The organism is Alteromonas sp. KUL49 (genome assembly GCF_006538345.1).
In the GTDB taxonomy this organism is placed as follows: Bacteria; Pseudomonadota; Gammaproteobacteria; order Enterobacterales; family Alteromonadaceae; genus Alteromonas.
Genome location: NZ_BJKL01000002.1, coordinates 276212 through 299569 on the forward strand (window position 1 = coordinate 276212; position 23358 = coordinate 299569).

General features: G+C 42.8%; 18 protein-coding genes and 1 pseudogene. 5 read left to right on the forward strand and 14 right to left on the reverse strand.

The genetic code is table 11. The features are described from left to right. Nucleotides 1-41: 41 nt before the first annotated feature. From EYS00_RS04450 to EYS00_RS04500, 11 genes and pseudogenes are all read right to left on the reverse strand, one after another. A complete protein-coding gene (locus EYS00_RS04450) occupies nucleotides 42-1487 on the reverse strand; it encodes an oligosaccharide flippase family protein (protein WP_165399303.1) in 1446 nt (481 codons plus the stop codon). A gap of 31 nt (nucleotides 1488-1518) precedes the next feature. Further along, nucleotides 1519-2376, reverse strand: a complete 858-nt coding sequence (locus EYS00_RS04455) for a hypothetical protein (protein WP_130635358.1) — start codon at nucleotides 2374-2376, stop codon at nucleotides 1519-1521. Then, nucleotides 2376-3239, reverse strand: a complete 864-nt coding sequence (locus EYS00_RS04460; protein ID WP_130635359.1) for a glycosyltransferase family A protein — start codon at nucleotides 3237-3239, stop codon at nucleotides 2376-2378. The genes EYS00_RS04455 and EYS00_RS04460 overlap by 1 nt, the downstream gene beginning before the upstream one ends. Before the next feature lie 5 nt (nucleotides 3240-3244). After that, nucleotides 3245-4075, reverse strand: a complete 831-nt coding sequence (locus EYS00_RS04465; protein WP_130635360.1) for an O-antigen ligase family protein — start codon at nucleotides 4073-4075, stop codon at nucleotides 3245-3247. 451 nt (nucleotides 4076-4526) lie between these two features. Continuing rightward, nucleotides 4527-5645, reverse strand: a complete 1119-nt coding sequence (locus EYS00_RS04470; RefSeq protein WP_130635361.1) for a glycosyltransferase family 4 protein — start codon at nucleotides 5643-5645, stop codon at nucleotides 4527-4529. Beyond that, nucleotides 5638-7494, reverse strand: a complete 1857-nt coding sequence (locus tag EYS00_RS04475; protein ID WP_130635362.1) for an acyltransferase family protein — start codon at nucleotides 7492-7494, stop codon at nucleotides 5638-5640. Before EYS00_RS04475 ends, EYS00_RS04470 begins: the two co-directional genes overlap by 8 nt. Beyond that, entirely contained in the window at nucleotides 7491-9410 is a 1920-nt protein-coding gene (asnB, locus tag EYS00_RS04480) for an asparagine synthase (glutamine-hydrolyzing) (RefSeq protein WP_130635363.1), read from the reverse strand. The genes EYS00_RS04475 and asnB overlap by 4 nt, the downstream gene beginning before the upstream one ends. 36 nt (nucleotides 9411-9446) lie before the next feature. Then, nucleotides 9447-10598: a glycosyltransferase family 4 protein gene (locus tag EYS00_RS04485; protein WP_130635364.1), complete on the reverse strand. Its 1152-nt coding sequence runs from the start codon at nucleotides 10596-10598 to the stop codon at nucleotides 9447-9449. Nucleotides 10599-10655: 57 nt separating this feature from the next. Beyond that, entirely contained in the window at nucleotides 10656-12143 is a 1488-nt protein-coding gene (xrtA, locus tag EYS00_RS04490; protein WP_130635365.1) for an exosortase A, read from the reverse strand. 10 nt (nucleotides 12144-12153) lie between these two features. Then, a pseudogene (locus tag EYS00_RS04495) lies at nucleotides 12154-13006 on the reverse strand (XrtA system polysaccharide deacetylase). Nucleotides 13007-13009: 3 nt separating this feature from the next. Further along, nucleotides 13010-14422 carry a TIGR03013 family XrtA/PEP-CTERM system glycosyltransferase gene (locus EYS00_RS04500; protein ID WP_130635366.1) on the reverse strand — a complete coding sequence of 471 codons (1413 nt, stop codon included), beginning with the start codon at nucleotides 14420-14422 and terminating at the stop codon, nucleotides 13010-13012. Nucleotides 14423-14571: 149 nt separating this feature from the next. Here EYS00_RS04500 and EYS00_RS04505 point away from each other — a divergent pair, with 149 nt between their 5' ends. The 4 genes from EYS00_RS04505 to EYS00_RS04520 are packed head-to-tail and all read left to right on the forward strand — an operon-like array spanning nucleotide 14572 to nucleotide 19386. Further along, nucleotides 14572-15204: an XrtA/PEP-CTERM system exopolysaccharide export protein gene (locus EYS00_RS04505; protein ID WP_130635367.1), complete on the forward strand. Its 633-nt coding sequence runs from the start codon at nucleotides 14572-14574 to the stop codon at nucleotides 15202-15204. Nucleotides 15205-15234: 30 nt separating this feature from the next. Next, nucleotides 15235-16806 (forward strand): XrtA system polysaccharide chain length determinant, encoded by a 1572-nt coding sequence (locus EYS00_RS04510; RefSeq protein ID WP_130635368.1) that lies wholly within the window; start codon nucleotides 15235-15237, stop codon nucleotides 16804-16806. Continuing rightward, a complete protein-coding gene (locus EYS00_RS04515; protein ID WP_130635369.1) occupies nucleotides 16803-17747 on the forward strand; it encodes an XrtA-associated tyrosine autokinase in 945 nt (314 codons plus the stop codon). The genes EYS00_RS04510 and EYS00_RS04515 overlap by 4 nt, the downstream gene beginning before the upstream one ends. Next, nucleotides 17725-19386, forward strand: coding sequence for a TIGR03016 family PEP-CTERM system-associated outer membrane protein (locus EYS00_RS04520; protein ID WP_165399304.1), 1662 nt, complete (start codon nucleotides 17725-17727; stop codon nucleotides 19384-19386). The genes EYS00_RS04515 and EYS00_RS04520 overlap by 23 nt, the downstream gene beginning before the upstream one ends. Before the next feature lie 5 nt (nucleotides 19387-19391). Here the strand turns inward: EYS00_RS04520 and EYS00_RS04525 are convergent, their stop codons facing one another. Continuing rightward, the gene (locus EYS00_RS04525; protein WP_130635371.1) at nucleotides 19392-20459 is read right to left on the reverse strand and encodes an XrtA/PEP-CTERM system-associated ATPase; all 1068 of its coding nucleotides are present in this window, start codon (nucleotides 20457-20459) and stop codon (nucleotides 19392-19394) included. A 71-nt stretch (nucleotides 20460-20530) separates the two neighbouring features. Beyond that, nucleotides 20531-21955: a bifunctional D-glycero-beta-D-manno-heptose-7-phosphate kinase/D-glycero-beta-D-manno-heptose 1-phosphate adenylyltransferase HldE gene (gene hldE / locus EYS00_RS04530; RefSeq protein WP_130635591.1), complete on the reverse strand. Its 1425-nt coding sequence runs from the start codon at nucleotides 21953-21955 to the stop codon at nucleotides 20531-20533. 29 nt (nucleotides 21956-21984) lie between these two features. Here hldE and EYS00_RS04535 point away from each other — a divergent pair, with 29 nt between their 5' ends. Next, nucleotides 21985-22371: a GIY-YIG nuclease family protein gene (locus tag EYS00_RS04535; RefSeq protein WP_242618645.1), complete on the forward strand. Its 387-nt coding sequence runs from the start codon at nucleotides 21985-21987 to the stop codon at nucleotides 22369-22371. A 9-nt stretch (nucleotides 22372-22380) separates the two neighbouring features. Here EYS00_RS04535 and EYS00_RS04540 read toward each other — a convergent pair whose 3' ends face one another. Further along, a complete protein-coding gene (locus EYS00_RS04540) occupies nucleotides 22381-23286 on the reverse strand; it encodes a DUF350 domain-containing protein (RefSeq protein ID WP_130635372.1) in 906 nt (301 codons plus the stop codon). Between the last annotated feature and the right edge of the window lie 72 nt (nucleotides 23287-23358).

Sequence of the window (23358 nt, forward strand, 5' to 3'; positions counted from 1 at the left end):
CAACTAATTTCCCGTTAAAAAGGCCATCAGACCTCGTTGAGTTACGACTTCCTACTAAGTATGTTTTTTGACAAATTAACGATGTATTGAACGTCCGGTTCCTTTCTAAACAGCAGGAGTATCAGCGTACTTATACTCAATGAGCCAAAGAGTATTACAAGCCCATTAACTAAGATAAACATAAAGGTATTCCATTCTGGGGCAATAGGACGATAAATGATAAAACCTATTGCAGCAAAGACGACTGAAACGAGCGGTTTGAGCACGCCTTTAATGCTGAAGCCTATATATCTTGAATAGAGATAGATAAAAAATACGAATCGCAGTAGATTCTCGACAACAGCTACGGTCATAAGAAAGACGACAAAACTTTCTTCTCTTATCAGAAAGAAGGCGATTGCAAATATCATTAATGAAATCAGATCGTAAGTGAATAGCCGCTTAACTTCATTGTGTATCATGACTAAATTCGTCAATAGACCCACATAGGCTCTGAAAAAGAACATACTGGAAAAAGCTACAAGCGAAGCGCTGTATTGGGTCCAGTTTGGGCCGAGGACCAATAATATAATCTCTTCGTGAAGAATACCCAGTGTAAGAAACAAAGGTAGAATAACAAAGCTAAGTACTAAGAGGCTTGCGTCAACTCTGAGCCTCATACTCTCCTTATCTTCGATTCTGTCCCTAAAATTGTTTATTACTGGACTAGTCATTGGAATAATGAGATTCAGTAAAGGAATGTTCCCAATGAACTTTATATTATTGTAAGCACCCAGTTCTGCCTTACCAAAATAAAAACCAGTGAATAAGACATCAAGTTGATCTCGGCAGTATCCCACCAAGGATTGCATCAAGATCCAGATTGAAAAAGAAAACTGTTTTTTGACACGAGAGAGAGATAGCTTTGGTAAGTATGGATAGATTAAATAGCTTCCGATCAGGTTACACAAAGAGCCAGCTGCATGACCAACCACTAACGCCCAATGATTTCTGAGTTGAAACGCTGCAATAATAGTAATAACAACGCGTAAAACCTTTACGATAATACTCATCGCCACGACTCTTTCGTACTTGTTCTGACGTTGTAACAACACCAGAGAGGGATTATCAAAGCACGTAATCAAATTAATTACACAAAGGACTATTAGTACTTCAGCGATATCCGGCGCATCGTAAAGGTCGGCAACATAACTGGCGAACAGCGCGATCAGAATATACACACTGCCTCGGAACAACATATTTAAAGTGAAAGCACTATTTATATCTTCCGAGTCAATGGTCTGAATCGAGAGAAGGTAAAACTTCACTCCTGTCTGAGTGAATGTTTGCGAAAACCAAATGACCAGTAACGCCATTGTTACCAGGCCAAAGTCTTCTGGCATCAAAAGCCTTGCAAGTACCAAAGTACTAATTAGGCCGGCCAGCCTTTGTAACAACCCCTCAGCTGCGAGTAAAGACGAGGAACGAATCAGTCGATGTACGGACAAAATACTACCCTGGCAAAATAAAAATAATCAATCAGAGACCAAACTGCGACTTAACGTCTCGACTTACCGCAAATGAACGAACTAGCGCAGTTGTAAAGCGTTTACTGCGTTTCAACCGACGCCTGAGCCACTCTGAGAATGACTTGAGCCATGAATTACCTTGGTAGAGGTCAGCCCTTTGTGCACTGATATTCTCTCCATGTTCTCGCATATACATCACTAAATAGGATTGAGGCACGAAGCAAGAAATATCCAATTTTTTAAATGTCGGTGCATATGAAGAATGTGAGATCAATCTGAAGACAAAATCTTTCACTGTAGAATCTGATAAACGCATATACAGCAACGACGCCTGAACCACACAACAAGAGCCACAATAAAGGTCGAATGAAGAAGTTTTGTTTATGAGCTTGTATCGTTGAAAATTCAAGTAACCATACTTGAAGACAAGTGATTGATAGTGCTGGTACTGCTCTACGGTAGACACAAAATCTCTATGAATTAAGTCATCTGCATCCAGCGCGAAAATATGAGTGCACCCACCCTCGACAAGTCTATTTGAACCAAACTCCAATTTCGCCGTTCTATCTTTCTCAAACAGCACCTGTTTTTCACTCGGCTTTTTACCCGCAATATCGGGGGCTGGGACATCAATCGTTACCGCGTCACACCAAGGACTATCGAAAATACTCAGAGGGGGAACTTCGTGGCAAACAACACATACGCGAAATTTTGAAGAGCCTTGGTTTCCGATACTGACAAGTGTTTTCTCTAGCGATTCATACACCAACTTCCACGACTTAGAGACTTGTTCAGATTTTAAAGGGATAACGATGCCTAGACAGAAATCATCGTCTCGCTCTTGTACTGGGTTATTTAACGTATCCATTATAATAAATTACTTTTTACCAGTAACTTCTTCAGACGCCATTTGACCAACCTACGTTTAATGAACGACAGACCATTGCTCTCTTCATCAAAGTTACGCCATATTTTAACATTGAGGTTCATGAGATCTCTGGGCCATTGTTTCACATCAATCGCATCCAAATGTTTCTCTTGAATCTTGCCTAATTCATAACGAGCAATTCGATTGACGTACAGCTTAATGTCATCGCGCTTGAGAGGCGATAGACTATCAAAGACATACCCAACGCCATCTAGGTACGTCACTCTATTTTCGAGGTTGTAATTGAAAAACTGCAGATCCGTGTTCACCGCTTTAGTGAGAAAAGAGTCAATCCAATTCAGCCCTTTAGGCAGAAAAAACGAGTCCTCTCTCACTCTGGTAATAAAGTTATTTCGCAACCCGTATAAGTTACCAAAGAAACAGGAACGATCTCTGACCAAACTTCTGTAAAACTCAATATTTCTGCCGGATAACGGAAGTCCTGCTATGGCAACAGTTTCACTGGAACACTCAGAGAGTTTGTCGTGCATTGCGCCGAAGCAATTAGGTGAAAACTTCACGTCAGCATCAACAAAAAAGTGCACATCCTCACTTGTTGCAAGTTCATGTACATAATGGTTCCACGCATTACACTTATCACCTATTTCCAGGTTAACGACAGACATTTTAGTAAAATTTAGCTCATCTTTGACACTCAGAGCTACATCTACCGTCTTATCAGTGCATCCATTAGCAATCAAAAAAAAGTGCTTGAGATTATCATCTGCGGATTCAAATACGCTTTTCACAGATAACGCAATATTCTTCTCTTCGTTATATGCAAACATGACGATGTTATACATTGCTTTTATCCCTTTTTATTTTCAGTCACGTTATCTGGGTTGTTTATATGATTTTGTAGGAAATAAGTCGCGGTCAATAACATGATTAAGTAATAAAATGGCTCAAAAATCATCATATCAAGAAATATGGCCCCCACAAAAAAGCCAATCAACGCGGCAAAAGAAGAGTTAGCCGCATAAACAATAAGTGTATCTGGTTTAGCTTTCCTTATTACCTCTTGCCGCATTTTATAACTTCGATAAAACAAATACAGATAGAGGAAACCACATACTATCCCGCTACTCACAGTGAACGTAATAAGTGTATTGTGCGCAACGTGTGGAGTTTCTCCTGGATAATGAAAAAAAGAGGCTTCTCTAAACCGGTATAATCCGGTACCTAATATTGGATAATGCGTCATGAGTTTCATCCCAACGGTCCAAGACTTAATTCTGGGATTCATGACTTCCTCTGCCTCATTGTTTCTCACTACTTCCTTGCCGCGATTTAGTGTTCCCTGAGCTTGGAGAATGACTACAGCAATAAAAGCTACGACAATGGCGTAACTGAAAAAGCGAGATTTAATACTCCTAGAACAAATAAACACAGAGGAGCCCAACGCTAGCAACGCCCCCCTCGATCCCGTTAGGAAAATGCAATGAATCACTAGCATCATTCCCACCACCGTGAGGGTTTTTAGTACAACGTTTTTACAGAAGAAGAACCCAAACAACAAAAATGGAAAGGTTATAACCAACAGTACTGCAAATTTGTTATTGTCCCCGTAAGCACCTTTAGCCGGCCCACCCAGCCGTCCTTGCTCGAATCGGCTCCAATCTCCAGTGAAATATGCCATGTTACCGTCGTAGGCGTAATACACACCGGAAACTATAAATACCAAACACAAATATTTGATCGCTTTTTCATCGAGAACGAGACCGAGACAAACGAAATAGAGAAGCAAAGTAATATTGAAAATCTCGAGAACAAGCTCGGCCCCAAAAGATGAGGGATAAGAAGAGAACAGCTCAGAAAGGTTTACTATTACGGCTAAAAAAACAGAGACTTGTTTATCGGTAATTTATATACAGAAAAGTTAATCGTCCCCCTAAAGGCACCGACAATCCAAGTGACAATAGCCAATCCAGCATAAATTTTAAACGCAGGAAACCCGTCAAATGCCCAAAACCAAACATACTGTGGCTGTAAAACAGAAAATAGAGTGTATAGGCTGGCAGAAACCCACGGCAAAGAAGTCAGCGTAAATAACGCGAAAAGGGCGCTGAGAATGGTTATAAACTTAAACATTAATGACTATCTGCCAGACTCATGTACATATCGGAAAATTGCTCAAGCATCTTACTTCGCTCGAAACGCTCCGAAAAAGACAATTTTGCATTACCAGCCATGGAAGATATCAGTGCTTTGTTCAAACAACACGCTCTGATATTACCTGCAAAACCCTCCATGTCATTGTTTGCAGAGACCAAACCGTTGTAGTTGTCCTGGATCAGCTCTGGATTTCCACCAGCATCTGTGACGACACAGGGCTTGCCCAAAGACAGGGCCTCGAGCAGTGTCATTGATGTTCCCTCAGATAAAGATGAAAGTAAAAAGATGTCCATTAGCGCGATGTGGTTCACAGGATTAGCTTCATAGCCCGTAAATCTGACAAACTCGCGGATATGGAGGTCATCTACTAACCTTTCGAGCTTCTGCCTTTCTTCACCATCCCCGACAATAATCAACACTAATTCACTAAAATCTTTCACGACTTTAGCAAAGGCACTAATCATCATTTCTTGATTCTTAATGGGATCGAGCCTAGCTACTGTACCAAATACTAAATGCCCTTCAGGCACGTTCAAATCATTTCGAAGAGCGCTCACAGTGCAGCTGTCCGCACTGAGCCCGTTAATTCCGTTATAGATGACGCGAATGCTTTTTTCGGGAACATATTCATAAGTCACCAGCGCTTGCTTTGTCGCTTGCGAAATAGCAGTAACGCGGGAAGTCAACGATAACAGCAATGGGTTTACTAAACGTCGTTTCCAGCTTGATGAATCGGGATAAAACCTACCATGCTCAGTAAAGATAACCTTGGTTTTTGTGAATGCCGCCGCTAATACTCCGTAGACCCAAGGAGTGTATTGATGACAATGTAATACTTCAATGTCTCTCTGCTTTACAATTTCTCTAATTTTCTTGATTAATGCGAAATCAAAACCTCCCGCCCAATCCAAGCAAGTAATCGTCACCCCGAGCTTTCTTAGCTGTTCACCAAATGGTCCCAACTCTGGTTGAATACAGAGGATTTCATTATTAAACCGTTCCTGATCCGCTCCTTCAATAAGGTTTTTAATGACAGTCTCAGTGCCACCAATTCTCATATCGTAGGTAAGGTGAAGGACATTTACTTTACTCACTGTATCCGCTCTCAAGTATTACCGGTTTTATCAACCGATCAAAAACATAATCAGAACCTTCAACGGTTAAGTGACCGTAATCCCAAGCCATGAGTTCCTCTCCGACTCTAACCTTGCACAAACTAATATCTGGTGTGCAGAGCTCAGCGAGCACATCTACGTAAATTAGTCCCGGAACCTCTGAGCTGATCGCTTTCATTCTCGCGTTTGTGAAAGCTAAACCAGGGTCTAACTTGTTGGTAGGTATGAACTCTTCTCCGACATAATGCTTAGCGTATATAAGTGGAAGCGATGGATACCACTGAGGAACAGGGCCAACTACAATCACATGCTTTACTCCAAGTCGGTACAGTGCAGATACGGTGTTATCCCAGTCTAGCTTCTCATGCTCATGTTTATTTGTAATCACAACGACTTCAGGTACGATAGTTTCAATATATTCATAAGCCAATGCATTAGCAGCATCACAGGCACGTCTCAGTCTGCTAACATTACCTTGCTTTATCGTAAATGAAGGTGGGCAACCTGACGAAAATACGCGATTTACATGAGAATACCTCTTCACTATTCCCATCGATAGAGCCCCCATATAGGAATCTCCCCACAGGAACATTCCTCCAGTGGACGATAAGTCAACGCAACCATCCTCTACACCATAGTGGCCATATTTGAGCTCGAACTTGCTCACCATACACCCGAACTTATTGTCTTGATAACCAACATATCGCTGCACAAAGCTATTTGTAGGGTCCATCGACGTTGCGCGGTAGTCTGATGGGTTAGCTCCCTGCTTCATTACAAAAAATGCCCCAGCCAAAGTAACCACAAATAATAAAATGTGAAACCCTTTGCGCCCTCGCCTTTCTACAGAAAAGTAAGATAGCGCTCCTAAGAGGAACGATACCACTGCCGCCATTAAAAGGTGGGTTGATTGAATATTGAAAGCCTGATTATTTAAGTAAACGATTATCGGCCAATGCCATAAGTAAATTGAATATGACCACAATCCAATACGGTCGAAAACAGGGTTACATAAAAGAATGTTCTTACTGCTCTCGGCTTGAATAACCAAATAAGCACCAATAACGGGAACCATGGCAGCATAACCTGGCCATGCAACCGTCTTATCAAAAACAAAGTAACTTAAGGCAATAATAGCGACACCTAAGTAACTGAGAAACGGCCTAAAGCGTTGTGAGATAAAAACAGGAAACAAAAATGCTATTCCACCTGCTAGCATCTGCCACGCACGAGTAGGTAGAAGAAAATAGGCCGCATCTGACCAAATGGGAGAAGCGATTACACTAAGAAGTAAGCTCAGTATTGCCCCAATGAGTATGAACCATCTAACTGTTCTCAACCCAAAGCACTTAGCACATAGCCAGACGACCATTGGATAGAGGATATAAAATTGCCATTCGGCAGACAAAGACCAAGTGTGCAGCAACCACTTCTCTAACGAGCCGCCATCAAAGTAGCCAGCCTCCATCCAATACGAATGATTAGAGTAGAACAACAAACTGGAAAATGTGTGTTTACCCAGTGTTGAATATTCAGTATTTAGCAGCGAAAACCAGCCATACACCAAAACGACCAAACACAATAATGCCAGTGGTGGAATGATCCTACGAGCACGGGATTGATAAAACAATTTGAAACTAAACCGCTCCGAAGACAGGCCGTTAATAATAATCTTTGTCATCAAAAAACCAGAGATAACAAAAAACACGTCGACGCCAGCAAAGCCGCCGACTAGCCATGAGGAGTCGAGATGAAATATCAATACACCGAGTAGCGCTAGCGCTCTAAGACCATTGATATCTCGACGAAAGGAACTCGATGGACTCACTGCTTAGTTTCCATATACTCATCCCACCACAACTGAAACATCAACATACTCCATAGCGGAGATGAATTGTCCCTTTTCCCCGATTGATGTTCATCCCACATCTTCTGAATAGCCTGTGGTTTGAAGTAATTAGATACCCCACAATCTCGAGAAAACAAACAGTCTTCGGCAATTTCTTTTAACTCACCTCTAAGCCATTCTGCAAGCGGGACCGAGAAGCCCATCTTCTTTCGATATAGAATTTCTTTTGGGAGCATAGGTTGAAACAACTTCTTCAAAATATGCTTCTTTTCACCGGAGGGGTTTTCTTCAGAAACCTTAAATTTGTACTCTGAAGGGACTTTCGCTGCAAGTTCAACCACTTCATAATCCAAGATGGGTGCTCTGACTTCTAGTGAATTAGCCATACTCATTCTATCCACTTTTACCAAGATCCCACCGGGCAAGTAAGTTTTCATATCGGTATAAAGAATTTTTGACAGATGATCAGGGCCATCGGCCGCTTGGTACGCATCTAGTGTCACTTTGCATGGGTGGTAACTACCGAGCTCCTTATTGAATTCAGGACGCACCAAAAACTGCCATTGCTCGTCAGTGATAAAGGAATTTGAAATGTAAAACCCCATATCTGGTGAGACACTCAAGGAGTTTAGTAATGATCTAGCACGCTTAAATGGTGTGGCGCTTATTAGCCCGCAACACTTAGCAAGCAATGGAAACACTGATCGACGCAACCACGAAGGAAACTTATCTCTTAATTTATTTTCCAAATGATCGACCGCATACTTCTCATAGCCAGCGAATACTTCATCACCACCGTCTCCAGCTACTGCTACGGTAACCTGCTCTCGCGCTAACTCAGAGACAAAAAAGGTCGGTACCAATGACGGATCAGCAAAGGGCTCATCAAAATAGCGAGTAATATTTCGTAGATTATCCTTGACGTTTTGATGAACGGTAAATTCATGGTGGTTGGTGTGATACTGATCCGCAACAGCCTGTGCAAACTCAACCTCATTGTATTTTTCGTCGTCAAAACCAATGGAACAAGTCGTAATTCTATTACCATCATTCTCAGCGGCAATTTGGCTCATCAACGCCACTACCCCGCTAGAATCAACCCCCCCACTCAAGAAAGCGCCCAATGGAACATCTGATACCATTCTATTTTTTGTACAGGTAAGTAATTTATCATTGAGGCGTGAGGTAAATTCGCTTTCACTCTCTATACCTTGTTCTGCGAACGATACATCCCAATATTTTTTCTTCACCATGCCCTGAGCAGAAAACACCATAAAATGGCCCGGGGGTAATTTAAACACCTCTTCAAAAATGGTTTTGGGGTCAGGTACATACTGATACGCAAAAAAGTCGTATACCGCATCTTGGCGAATTGTCTTAGGGAAGGCATTTACAGCCATTAATGATTTTAATTCGGACGCGAAGAAAATATCGCCATTGACGTAATGGTAATAAAGCGGCTTTTTCCCCATCCGGTCACGGGCGATAAAAAGGTGTTCTTTGGTTTTGTCCCACAAGGCAAATGCGAACATACCATTGAGGTGAGCCAAACATTCGGTACCATATTTATCATACAGCGCCAAAATGACTTCAGTATCAGTATGGGTTTTGAACGGGTAACCCTCTACCTCGAGCTGCTTACGGTGCTCTTGGTAGTTATATATCTCTCCATTAAATATGATGACATAACGACCATCGTTGGAGTGCATAGGCTGTACGCCAGCCTCTGACAAGTCAATAATGGCTAAGCGACGATGTACAAGAGCGAGTTTATCGTCGATATATGTGTCGCTTGCGTCTGGACCTCTGTGTGCAATAGCATTTCCCATTGCCTCCAGAGATGAAACATGCGCTTTATCTTTGTAAAACGTCGTGTAACCAGCAATACCACACATAGCCAATCCTTATGTTACATTTGTATCTTTCTAGATTTAATCAACGGAGAACAACGCCTTAACTTTCAGCATGTGCTGTTCCCAACTGAACGACGCATTAACAAACTCTCTCTGATCCTGACTGTCCAGAGCTAATGCGTGGCCCTCGAGCAACGGCAGAAGCTCACTCACTATATTTTCAGGTGACGTACAGTCAACCACATAGCCAGTTTCACCTTGCTTCATGGTCTCGGCAGTACCACCAGAGTTACCCGCAATTACTGGCTTACCACACGCTTGGGCTTCCACAAGCACCATACCAAAGCCCTCTATATCATTGCCAATGGTCCTATTGGGCAAAATAAAGAAATCACACTGTTGGTAAGCTTTAACGAGGCTATTGTCGTCAAGTTCGGTGTAAATTCTAACGCTTTGTGACAGTCCAAGTTCATCAATTAATGTTTGGAGTGCCTCTCGCTCTTCGCCACGGCCAACAATGGCATAAAACAAATCAGGGTGCTGCAATAGTAAAGCAGGCATAGCTTTTATTAGGAAATCTTGTCCCTTTCGCTGCTGCAGTCTTCCAACAGTAAGCATTACACGCTTTCCATTCCACCCAAGTGCAGTTTTGAAATCATCGTCGCAAGAGGAAATACAAAATGTGTCGACATCAACACCAGGGTGAACCACCTCACACTTATCAATACTAGCAAAACCATAATTGGCCACTAGTTTTGCCGAGTTATGACTGTTACATAACAAATAGTCCGCGCCCTTACACACTTGAGTCACGAGCATACTATGTTCTCTGCTAGTCGCTGCGGTTTCGACATCTTCTCCATGGACAAAACAGATGTATTTGACTCCGGTGAATTTACTTACCAGCCAAGCAATAACGCCCTCAGGGATGACACGGCCACAATGAACTTCGGTAATGTCGTGTTTCTTAACCGCGCGTAGTACGTTAAAAAACGTTTTGAAATAAAATATTGCACCTTTGAGACTGGCGAATCCCCATTCTGGACTACTGAGCGGCATTCTCAGCACAACAATGTCATGGGTTTTATCAAATACATTACCCTCTTCGGTATCGTTTGCAGCGACGAGCACATTCTTTTTTGGTAAACGAGAATACAACTCCCAAAACCATCGGCTACTACCACCATCTTTGGGTGGAAAGTTTTCAGTGAGTAGCAAAATCTTTTTCATGTTGTCTCTTTGTTGGGGAGTTCATTCACTGAAGTAACATCACACTCATGATGTTAATCAACCACGCTCACTGCATGGTCGACATCTTTCAAAAGCAAGTCTCCTGCTACCTCTAAAAAACCGTACCTCGTCCGTGTCACTATCAATATTCATTGAAAAGATGACAAGCTTTCCTTCAGGAGAATTGCCACGGAGAACTTGAAGTGTACCGAAAAGCTTAGCGTGCACGCGATCGGTAAATACATGCCCACCAAGGTTATACCATTTGACCAACATGACTTGTTGCCCACGAGGTGACGTTAACGTATCTACTCTAACTGTCAGTAAGTCATCGCCCACTTGAAGAGACACATTTTTGTAGCTGAGTAACGTCCATCTATGCTGGTCGTAAGCGCGATTCAAATCAGTCACCAATTCATTTGTGTAACCATTGAACCAAGCTTCTGTAACATTGGCTTTGCATTCCCCTTCCACTTGCAGGGCATTATCAAACACCTCATCGGGCTCTCTGAATGACGAGCCAAGAACGATAGGGTTGCCCGCACAATGCATCGATTGGTCAATGACTGAAGAGGACGCTACGGCAATACTCTGGGACGTTCTTACTTGAATAATACTATAGGTCCATGCAACAGAGGATAGTAGTGCTACTGCTACCAACGACACTATTTTACTACTAGTAATCCAAGTACCCGCTAGAATGGTTTCTTCATTTTGCTCACTTTTTTGCTCAACTTTATCTCTAATAAATTCACCAATCGCTATTAAACATACGATGACAAATGCAAAGAAAAACCACCCATAAATGAGATGGTCTGCACCAGCCGCATGTTCCATATCTGTGTGGTAAGCAATGAGGATGATTCCGTAAATGCGAACAATGTTAGCCGCAACAGGGAAAATAAAAGATAGCAGTACAAAAAAGAGCTGCTTTTTCAGCGATCTAAGGTTGAGGTAAGTATATAGAAATCCAATAACAATACTGGCGATAAAAAAACTTACACCAGAGCATGCTTCTGCGACTAAAAAGCGCCCTTGAGGTATGTCGAGGTATAAACCGTTGCGATACAAGGGTACGCCGGTAAATCGCAGTAGCGCCACTGAGCCATCGGCAGCAATCTCTTGCAGATAAGGAATCAGTTGCTCGCCAATAGGAATACTAAAGAGCATGAACAGCAGTGGAAAAGCGATAATCTTTGCGGCTTTATGGCCCAAATTTAGCCAAATAAGTGAGGGTAGCATGACGAATGCCGCAGTATGCATGAAGAGCTGAATATCACCCGCTACGCCAACAACATAGAGTAAACAACTTGGAACTATTAAAATTAACGGTAACAACGCATGTTTTTTTTCAACGTCCAACAAGCGATCTCGGTTGAGAAAAATAAGATATAACGACGCAGGAATGATTAAGAAACCATGGTTAAAAATGTCATTTGTCCACCAAATCTCCGCCGCGGATATTATACCTTGCCAGCACAAAAGTACCCAAAAGACGAGTGTTATCCCTAACTGTAAATATGCTTTTTTGTACTGCTCAAACACGAATAAAGCCTCACTCTTCCTTAGTGGTAATACCGTAGGTATGACACATCGTTTGCCACTTGTAGTCTTTAAGTAGCTTCACGATTTTCCCTTCCATGCGAGATAGGTTGATGTAGTGACGAAATTTTGAGCGCAGCGACGTTCCGTCGATGCGAGGTTGTGCAGGGTCTATTTCCCATGGGTGAAAGTAAAAGTTGTATGGATGCGGCTCAGATTCGAGGTATTGAGTGATACGTTTTCTTGATAGAAAATACGGGTAAAGACGAAAATAACCGCCACCACCAATACCTATATTGGTGCCATTTTTACGAATGGTGGGAATCGGAATCTCTACAAGACCTTCCGGTCGTTCATATTTAAAGCGAGGCCACTCAGGCACTCCGTATAAGTCATGTTCTATGGGGTAAGTGCTCGATGAGTATAAAAAGCCCAGTGTTTTCAACTCTTCGTATACCCATGTATTTGAATCGTTTACAGAAAAGCTTGGAGCGCGATAACCAATAATCGGTTTGCCACTTATATCTTCTAGAATATTTTTACTTTCCGTCACATCCTGTATGAATTGAGATCTGGGCATTGTTGTTGCGCGTTGATGGGCCAAGCCGTGACTTGCAAGTTCATGTCCTTCACTAACAATACGTTTAATGACGTCCGGACAGCGTTTTGCCACCCATCCAAGAGTAAAAAAACGTAGCTTTAACATCATACTGGGCAAACAAATCCAATAAACGTGACGTATTGTCACCTACCCGAAGACTAATAGCATCCCAATCTTTTCTCTCAATAACATCTTCGAACGCAGAAACTTGAAAATAATCTTCAACATCCACTGTCATCGCATTGAGACGTTCATCTCGTTTCATTCATTAACGCCCTTTTCCAAATAGCACTATTTCCACGGTTCTAATCAAGATGACGATATCAAACAACAAACTTTGATGTTTCACGTAATAAAGGTCGAATTTCAATTTCTCCATAGAATCTTCGACGCTTGCACCGTAGGGATAGTTGAGCTGCGCCCAACCAGCCAAACCAGGCTTCACATTGTGACGTTGGTTGTAGTAAGGAACTTCTCTAACCAATTGTTCGACAAACTGAGGACGTTCTGGTCTGGGACCAATAAAAGACATCTCCCCTTTGAAAACATTGAGTAACTGAGGTAATTCGTCGATTCTATACTTGCGAATGAAGTGCCCGATTCGCGTAACGCGATCATCATTCTTACTTGCCCACTTGGCACCATCTTTTTCAGCGTCAGGGCGCATACTTCTAAACTTTATGATTTTGAAGAGTTTGCCGTTTAGACCAACTCTCTCTTGTTTGTAAAAGATCGAGGTTCCTGTGCGCCTGCCGTCATCAAGATAGATAAAAATACTCGTGAACAGCATTATGGGCCAAACGAAAAAGAAAATGATGAAGGCAACAAATGCGTTAAGGCTGTAATCTAGAGCATCGCGCAAATAGTTTTGACTCTGAAAACCATTAGAGTAGATAACCCAACTGGGGTACATGAGGTTAACCACAATCTGGCCAGTTTCCCGTTCCATAAAATCGAGTAACTCAGTCACTTCGATACCGCGAAGTCGGGATTCAAACAGCACTTCGACAGGTAGCGTTCCTCGACGCTGGTCGCAAGCGATAACTATTTCTTCGACATCGTTGTCTAAAATAAATTTCTGAAAACTGTCATCGACTTTTACATGAATTATCTTTTCTTGCTTTATACCGTCTTCTCGGTTGTCACCGGGAATTGGTACAAACCCCAATAATTCAAACCCTATACGGTCTACATCACGGCGCATACGCTTTTCTATGATTGACGCTCTCTCACCCGCACCCAACACCACAATTCTAACTTTGCCTAGTCCAAGGAGCCCTAAACGATTAGTAAAGTACCGAAAGACCACCAGAGTGATGATTATTGAGCACACAGCGCCCGGTAAGAAATAGGAATCCATCACAAGTTCGTCGAAGAACGCTCGTGATAGTACCTCCACCAAAAAGTAGCTTAATCCGACACTTACGAAAATTCTTCGTATGATCCCTCTGAAGGTCTCGCGGAGTTTAGCTTCGTAAAGTCCCACTGATAGCGAACACAAAAGGATACTGACTGTTAACATCCCCACATTAACGAACAACTTTTCAATTGGAACAGGCTGTGACAAACCAACCTGTGTCAAAATAAAGTGGGATATGTAGCCCATGTAGGCAATCAGCAACGCCTCGGTAACCACTAATATATTTGAGCGTTTATTTTGATTTCGCTTGTTTACTGCCACCCCTGGCCCCCAAAAAACTTCGGCATGTTACCCATATTAATGGTAATTATTCTAATAGACTAGACTTTAAGATGGCATTATAGTGCTACTAACCATAGGGTAAAGCAAGAACGCTTTAACAAACCAACTGTACGTAGGCCGAATTCATTATGTTTCGTGTGAATAGTTTCGTTCCTTTTTTCGTATGTGGTTTAGTCGCACTAGTTGCAGGATGCAGTAATACCTCATCATTGCCACAGGCTACCACAAGAGCTTCGCTAACAACGGATGTCGATGATTACCAGTATCTCATTGGTCCCGGTGATTCACTGACTATATTTGTATGGCGAAACCCTGAGATTTCAGGATCTTTTATAGTACGCCCAGACGGTAAAGTAACTACTTCATTAGTCGAAGATATCGATGTATCTGGTAAGACGCCGTCGACCCTTGCCAGAGAAATAGAAGAACAACTGGCAACATACATCAACAATCCGAGAGTCACGGTAAGTGTCAATGGCTTCAGAGGACCACTTAGTGAGCAAGTCCGTGTTATCGGCGAAGCAACGAATCCCAGCGCTGTAAACTACACTGAGCACATGACGCTGCTTGACCTTATGATAGCCGTGGGAGGACTGACAGAGTTTGCAGACGGCAACAGTGCAAAATTAGTTCGAGTTGTCGAAGGTCAGCAAAGAACTTTCGACATTAATATAGATGACTTGATTCGGAACGGTGATATCCGCGAAAACGTAGATATGCTGCCGGGCGACATTATAATTATTCCAGAGGCTTGGTTCTAAACCAGCGTTGTAACCGGAACACTTCCTTTTATGCAAGATTTACAGCAAACGCTGACGCAAATACTCGATTACGTTAAAGGTATTTGGATCAAAAAGCGCTACGTGATGATCTTCTCCTGGCTTATTTGCCCAGTGGGTTTTATTTACGTAGCCAGTATGCCCGATACCTATTCTTCTAGCGCACAGGTTTTCGTTGACACTCGATCTGTTTTACAGCCGCTGCTACGCGGGCTCACCATACAGACAGATCCTGATCAAGAAATCCAGATGATGGCTAGGACATTGTTGAGTCGTTCTAATGTTGAAATCATTGCTAGGGAGAGTGATTTAGATATTACCACAACGACAGAGGCCCAATTTGAGAGTCTCGTTACTGGCTTGAGCAACAGTATTCGGCTTCGCTCTACGGGCAGAGATAACATCTACGATATTTCGTACTCAAATAGAGATGCTACAGTTGCACAACGGGTCGTTAAAGAAACACTCGATTTGTTTGTGGAAGGTGCTCTGGGTAACAACAGACGCGATACTGATACAGCTGGTAAGTTCCTTGATGAACAAATCGCTGAGTATGAGAGCCGACTCTCAGAGGCAGAGCAACGTGTGGCAGATTTCAAACGCCAATATAACGATATCCTACCTTTGTCCGGTACTTACTACTCAAGTCTACAGGTACTTCAAGGAGACCTTGAGTCTACAGAGTTAGAAATTAAGCAGACTAAACAACAGATCGATTCCATCAAATCACAAATGGGTAGTGCTCAGTCCTCGGACAGTTTTGACGTCACTAATGCGGATGGTCCTGTACTCAGAACCCGCTACGATGACAGGATCAGAGGGCTAGAAGAGCAATTAGATACGCTAAAATTAAGATTCACAGATCAGCACCCCGACGTTATTGAAACTAAGTCATTGTTAGAAAACCTAGAAGCTGCTCGCGAAAAAGAGATAGATGCTTTCCTCAACAGTGCCTCTGAAGATGACTCACAGCCTCTTAATGAACTTAACCGCGAGTTACGACTAGAAGTCAGTCGCCTTGAGAGTCAATTAGCTGCGCTTGAAGTTAAAGAAACCGATATCAACAATAAAATTGCACGACTTGAATCGAAAGTTGATTTAATCCCGCAGATTGAAGCAGAATCAACAGCGTTGAATCGAGATTACAGTATTACAAAACGCAAATATGAAGAATTACTCGGCCGTAAAGAAGCTGCTGACCTTTCTAGACGGGCCGACGTTTCTTCTGAAGATTTACAATTTAGAATAATAGAACCGCCACTCGTCCCCAAGAGACCATCTGGTCCTGACAGGCTGATACTCTACACTGCAGTGTTGATCATCGGGTTCGGCGCAGGGATTGGTGTTGCCTTTTTAGTGAGTCAATTACAACCAGTACTCATTCGACCGAAGCAATTGTTAAACGTTTCAGAATATCCAATATGGGGAACGGTTTCCCATTTGGATATCCAAAATATAAAACGTAAAAACCGAACTAGGCTTGCAGTATTTTTACTTTCCTCTGGTGCAGTATTTTCAATGTACGCAGTACTCGTAGCCTCTGAAATTATGAATATCGATATCATTCGAGGTTTCTTGTCGTGAAGAATACTATTGAAAAAGCGCTTCAAAAACAGAAAGAGGCGAAACAGCAACGTCAAGCTGAGGTTAAGGTTGAAGAGCCGCCTAAGGATGATAAACCGACGTTAGACTCCAGTATATCGAGTCAGGTTGAGGTACAAACACAACAAGAGCAAACTGTACCAACGCAAACTCAACCAGAAAGTAAGCCTGATCTGCCCGAAAAATTCTTGGAAATTGATTTAGAAAAACTCAGTGAAAATGGGCTTATTTCATTATCGGGCGAGAGAAAACAAATCAATGAAGAATACCGTGAAATCAAACGGAAATTACTTGCCAATGCTTTTGGTGCACTATCTAGCACGCTCAACAACCCCAACATTATTATGGTAAGTAGTAGCCGTCCGTCAGAGGGTAAAACATTTACGGCGACTAATTTGGCTCTCAGTATAGCGTCAGAGCAAGACAAAACTGTGTTGCTTATTGATGCTGACGTATTGAAACCTAATGTTCTAAGAACATTGAGCTTGAAGCACAAACCCGGATTGATGGAATACCTTACCGGTGACGTAGATGATATCTCTGAAGTTATTTACCACACCAACGTGGACAAGCTGAAAATTATACCCGCTGGTAAATCACATCACTTATCAACTGAGTTACTTGCAAGTCAGAAAATGCACGATACTGTTGATGAATTTGCCAATCGCTACCCAGACAGGGTCGTCATTTTCGACACACCGCCACTTATTGGTATCAACGAGAGTGCTATTCTCGCCAATTTTGCAGGACAAGCGGTTGTAGTCGTCGAAGAAGGACGAGCAAAAATGGCTGACATTAGGCATTGTGTTGAAAGATTGAACCCAGATATGGCAATAGGTTTTGTGGTTAATAAATCAGTGCATACGGATACCGATGGTAGTGGATATTATGGATATTACTATGCAGAAAGAACGGTTGAGTAAGCATCGGCTAACGCCACATAGCATGTCAAAATACGTTGTCTTTTTAGCAGTTGCTCCGCTAAGTAACATCGCTGTTGCACAGAACAAAGTAAACCTATCAGCAACCGCTAACGCTGAAGCCATATATCAAACAGTGCAATCTGAAAATGATGGGCAGCTTTCTTATAACTCCTACACTATCACGCCCAACGTACTATCGAGTTATGAGTCCAAATTGTTCAACGGTATATGGTCGGCTGGTGTCACATACGTAGAGCGGGAAAATGATATCAGTAGTGATGAAACGACGTTTCCCGAATATAACTACAGTGCTAACTTACGCCTAATCGAAAACTATTTAACTATTTCCGCAGCCGGTAACTTGAGCTATCAGAATACAACGGCGGGAAATTATTTATTGGCGGATTTCGTGAACAATCCTGAGGAACTCTCGAAAACTCGCTCAAACAGAATTACCTCGAATCTACAGTTTGAAAACAATGATTGGGTGAGAGCACAAGGGGTTGCTTCATATTCTGACGTAGCCTCAGAGCGTTCTGTGAACAATAACACCGCTTTGAACAACGATAGCTATTCTCTTGAAGGGACATTAGCAAGCGGAGACAGAGCACGCTTCGCAATATGGGCACTTTCTGGAAGCTTTCAAACGACTCAACAACAGGACCGCAGTGACGACTTTATTACGCGAAGTGCCGAGTTCATATCGGACATTATGGTCTATGACAGCTTTTCATTGAGGATAAACGCAACACATGAAGGCAACCAGATATCAGACAGAACTGACACTTCTAGCTTTGCCAGAACTTACAGCACCTATGGTCTCGGGTTAACTTATCGAACTGGCCTGAACCGGTATGTATCTATTACCGCGAATAAGAGCGATTCAAGCGAAGAGGACAATGATAACGAGACCTTTGTAGGTTTAGACTTAGAATGGGCATTGTCGTCTAGAACATCGCTAACTGCGTCATACGGAAAGCGGTTTTATGGGAATGCCGCAGACGTAAAATTCACTTACAACACGAAAAACATACGTACGTCGTTTTCATATAGCGAGAGTGTAACTAATACCTCGAGGCTATTAGCCAATCCCGAAAATTTAGGGGTATTCGTATGTCCTGCCGAGTCCACAGCGTTAGCGGATTGCTTTCAACCCAATAGCCTCTCATATACCCCAACAGCAGAAGAACAGATTGTTCAATTTACAACACAGAATATAGAGTTTGATGATAATGTCATATTGAGAAAAAGTAGTAACTTTCAATTTGGCTACTCATTCTCCAAAGTCTCTACTGGCTTTTCTTGGCGTTATGCCGAGGACCAGTATTTAGATGCAGATAGACTCAGGCGTAGCTACTCTGGCGCAATAAATATTGCTTATCAACTGGGCAAGTACACCGACATTCAATTGAACGCAACCTATGCCAATGTCAATGAAAGGGGTGACGTAACAACCGAAGGAATCAGTGAGAACTATAATGTAGACGCTAGTGTAAATAGATCCTTTGGGCGGCACACAACAGCAGCGTTGAAGTTTACCTACCTAGATAAATCAGGTGATTTGAATACAGGAAGTTTGTTTGGTGCAAACTATATGGATCGTCGAATATCTTTAGTTATCACTTACAAATACGAATAACGAGCCTATGGCTCGTCACTCGATTCATTTTTCATCCCAACATAGGTGCGATATTTCTTTTTCAATAATTTATCCATATGCTGAGTAAGCTTAACTTTGTGACTAATAGCATCATCTAGGGCATCCACCAGCTCAGCTAACATAGCTTTGTAATAATTGACGTCTTTCACTTGATTGCCATTCGGCGTAACAAAGTGCTCGTTATCTGAGTGAATATTGCTGGTTACTGCGCTATCGCTCATAAATTCGGGCGAAGGCTGATCAAAGCTCTCTTCTCTAACTTCCTCAATCACCTCGTTAACAACTTCTGCGGTTAATCGCGTTAAATCTTCAAGAAACCCATATAAAAAGACTCTATCCATTAAGGTATTGATTTTTCTTGGAACACCGCCGGTAAAATCATGGATAAGTGGAATGGCGTCCTCATCAAGAGGCAACTCCCCTTCCCAACCAGCATGTGTAAGCCTGTATGCTATATAATCTAGGGTTTCTTGCTCAGTCAGCGGCTTCAAGTAACAAGAAGCAACGATTCGCTGCCTGAACTGCTCCATATTGGGAGCTCTGAGTATGGGTTGAAGCTCTTTCTGTCCCAACAAGAAGCTCTGGAGCAGGGGCTTACCTGCCTCCTGAAAATTCGACAACATGCGCAGCTCTTCGATGGTTTCCAGTGGCAGGTTTTGCGCTTCATCCACTAAAAGTAGTGCTCTACTTCCTCTGTCCTGTAATCCCCTCAAAAATCCCTCAAGATGTTCCAAAACCTCTGCTTTATTCAGATGTGAGGTTTCCAAACCAAACTTTGCTGCAACCATCTTAACGAGCTCATCTGGCGTAAGCTTTGGTGTGACAATTTGAACGGCGACAATATCGTCTTCAATGGAAGCAAGCAAACTATTGGCAATAGTCGTTTTACCAGTGCCTATATCACCAGTAATGACAATAAACCCCTCGGCTTGAGATAGGCCATATTGTAAGTATGCTAACGCGCGCTTGTGCCATTTACTTGCGTAAAAAAAGCCCGGGTCAGGGGTTAGCTGGAAGGGTTTGGAGCTAAGTCCGTAATAGCTTTCGTACATTACTTCACTTTACCTGTTAAGTTTGGCCCTGAGATTTTACTCACCGTATTACCATGGGGATGTCTTTATCGTTACGACTTAGCTGTAATGCGCTCAATAATACCGGTAGTCGAGACACCATCTTCAAATCCTAGTACTTTCACCTCACCGCCGTTGGCCATGACTTCTTTGGCTCCTGCAATCTCATCAACGGTATAATCGCCACCTTTAACAAGAACGTCTGGTAGTAAGCGCGCGATCAAAGCCTGTGGCGTCTCTTCGCTAAAGGGGACAACCCAGTCCACAGCACTGAGACCAGCCAGTACAGCCATTCTGCGATTGACGTTATTCACTGGTCTTCCGGGCCCTTTTAATTGAGTCACTGAAGCGTCTGTGTTCACGGCTACAATTAGCCGCTGCCCCAACTGTGCTGCCTCTTCAAGGTAAGACACATGCCCTGAATGTAGAATATCGAAGCATCCATTGGTCATCACAACTTTTTCACCGCGATTGTGGGCGGCGCGCAGTGCGATTTCTAGCTGTTCAGGCGTCATTACACCACCGTCTAAATGAACCGACTCTTCTCCTAGCGCTACAGCAAGCTCTGTATTAGATACAGTAGACGTTCCGAGTTTACCGACAACAACGCTTGCTGCTATGTTCGCAAGAACACATGCATCCTCATAACTTGAGCCACACGCAAGGGCCACTGATAATGTTGATACTACAGTATCGCCAGCGCCTGTAACGTCATAGACCTCTTTCGCTTTCGCCGGTAAATGAAAACTCTCGCTATGCTTTGAGAATAAAGTCATCCCGTTCTCTGAACGAGTAAGTAACAAATGGTCAAGCAACAAATCTTCTTGAAGCTTTTGTGCTTTGTTGATCAAAACAGATTCATCATCACACTCACCAACAACCCCCAACAGTTCTGATAAATTCGGTGTGATAACAGACGCCCCTGCATAGCGGGCAAAATCATTGCCTTTAGGATCAACAACAACACGCTTTCCCTTTTGTTTTGCGGTTGATATGAGTGCTTGCGGATTGCTCAAACAGCCCTTGGCATAGTCCGACAGTATAACGATATCACAGTGGTCCACGGCTTCTTCAAAGGCGGCTTCTAATACGGCCTTGTCGACATGGGCAAAACTCTTCTCAAAATCAAGACGTAACAGCTGCTGGTTGCGACTCATCACTCGGAGTTTAGTAATGGTGTCCATGCCTTCGACAGGGAAAAACTGACAATTGATGTCAAAGGAAGTAAGGCGATCCCGCAGTATATCTGCATTGCTGTCATTACCACATAGACCGAGAAGCGTGACAGTAGCGCCAAGTGTGGCAACATTAATCGCTACATTCGCGGCACCGCCTGGGCGGTCTTCAGAGCCGTCAACATTTACCACGGGCACTGGAGCCTCCGGCGATATCCTCCCGGTATTACCACTCCAATACCTGTCCAGCATCAGATCACCAACAATAAGAACTCGAGCATTACTAAAATCTGGTAGAATCATGAATCCATTAACTACGTTCACGTATTATCTTGACCAAGAGTATACCAGTCGCTTCCGAAAATACCCAAGCAACAGAGGCCGTTAAGGGCAATTCCAACGATAAATCTACAAACGTTCAGAATACTGTTTGGTACATCTATATTATCGAAAACAAATTAGGTCAGTACTATACGGGTGTTACAACGTCGCCAACACGACGTATATCTCAACATAGAGGATTATTGACAGGTGGGGCAAAGGCACTGAAAGGTAAGCACCCCATCGCATTCAAAGCTATTTTTCGAGCAAAATCAAAACAACACGCACACCAAATGGAATACTTTATAAAGCAGCAAACGCGTTCTCAAAAAGAAACCATAGTCACAGAGCAACGATTAGGCACAACAGAATGCGTCACTGAATTGTTTGTCGACTAAAATCCTAACCTAGTGACTCAATACGCCGCTAACAACCAAGGCGAGTCCAACACTAAGCACAAATCCTACGGACGCAACGCCAATGTTGTGCTGATGATCGACTTCTTGTTTTACACTCATCCCCAACAATAGTATTCGTTTGCTAATGGTAACAAGTGTATGTAATCCCACCGCCATAACCACGCTGACGACGAGCCAGCCTGTAACATTACTTACATAACCATCGGGAGAATAGACTAACAGCGACTGCGCGGTCGATACTATAATGGCGGTACCCAATAAACTGCCAGTGTGTTCTAACGCTAACGCCATGTTACCTTTTCGCAGCGCCCCTTGAAACGAGCCATTTTGGTTATCTTTGGCATATCTTACTTCTCTGAGTCGCGTCATCATCAGCAGCATCGTCAATACCACCAAATAACCCGACGTAATGGCGATGATGGCATTCATATCACTGCCATCAACCCACATCATGATATTTCGCAGTACGATTGCACTGGCAACAGTACTCGCTGCATCCACTAGCGCTACGCTCAAACTTCGTTTTTCAATAAGTGCGTCCGTGTCAACTCTGTCTAGCACTAACTTATCGTGAATAAACTGACCAACTTTGAGTAATGAAATTCCCACAGCACCGAAAACCAACATACCAATAGCAGCTTTGGTGTACCCCATGCCAATGTGCCTACCTACAACAGCACTCAGTACGATACATAAACCCAACATGCCTCCAGCTAAACTAATGCCAAACGCAATATTGTCTTTTACACCCAATTCTTCAGTAACAGAAGTTTTGGAGAGGGCCCCTTTCAACCATTTGAGTACGAGTAAAAGTGCCAAAGCAATACCAAAATCGATAACAAGGTAAGTCCAAAGTGAGTTATCTAAAGGGATGAGTTGCACCAGCGTGTCCATGTGTCTTAAAGCTCCTTGCAATAAATTGAGCAGTACTTAAAAATTATAAATAATGAGGTCTTATAAAGTGAA

Excerpts from the sequence above, each read along its gene's own strand:
- asnB (WP_130635363.1), bottom strand. The coding sequence starts at position 9,410 with ATGTGTGGTATTGCTGGTTACACGACGTTTTACAAAGATAAAGCGCAT.
- EYS00_RS04460 (WP_130635359.1), bottom strand. The coding sequence starts at position 3,239 with ATGTATAACATCGTCATGTTTGCATATAACGAAGAGAAGAATATTGCG.
- hldE (WP_130635591.1), bottom strand. The coding sequence starts at position 21,955 with ATGATTCTACCAGATTTTAGTAATGCTCGAGTTCTTATTGTTGGTGAT.
- EYS00_RS04505 (WP_130635367.1), top strand. The coding sequence starts at position 14,572 with ATGTTTCGTGTGAATAGTTTCGTTCCTTTTTTCGTATGTGGTTTAGTC.
- EYS00_RS04525 (WP_130635371.1), bottom strand. The coding sequence starts at position 20,459 with ATGTACGAAAGCTATTACGGACTTAGCTCCAAACCCTTCCAGCTAACC.
- EYS00_RS04485 (WP_130635364.1), bottom strand. The coding sequence starts at position 10,598 with ATGAAAAAGATTTTGCTACTCACTGAAAACTTTCCACCCAAAGATGGT.
- EYS00_RS04540 (WP_130635372.1), bottom strand. The coding sequence starts at position 23,286 with ATGGACACGCTGGTGCAACTCATCCCTTTAGATAACTCACTTTGGACT.
- EYS00_RS04510 (WP_130635368.1), top strand. The coding sequence starts at position 15,235 with ATGCAAGATTTACAGCAAACGCTGACGCAAATACTCGATTACGTTAAA.
- EYS00_RS04520 (WP_165399304.1), top strand. The coding sequence starts at position 17,725 with ATGCAGAAAGAACGGTTGAGTAAGCATCGGCTAACGCCACATAGCATG.
- EYS00_RS04465 (WP_130635360.1), bottom strand. The coding sequence starts at position 4,075 with ATGGCATATTTCACTGGAGATTGGAGCCGATTCGAGCAAGGACGGCTG.
- EYS00_RS04455 (WP_130635358.1), bottom strand. The coding sequence starts at position 2,376 with ATGGATACGTTAAATAACCCAGTACAAGAGCGAGACGATGATTTCTGT.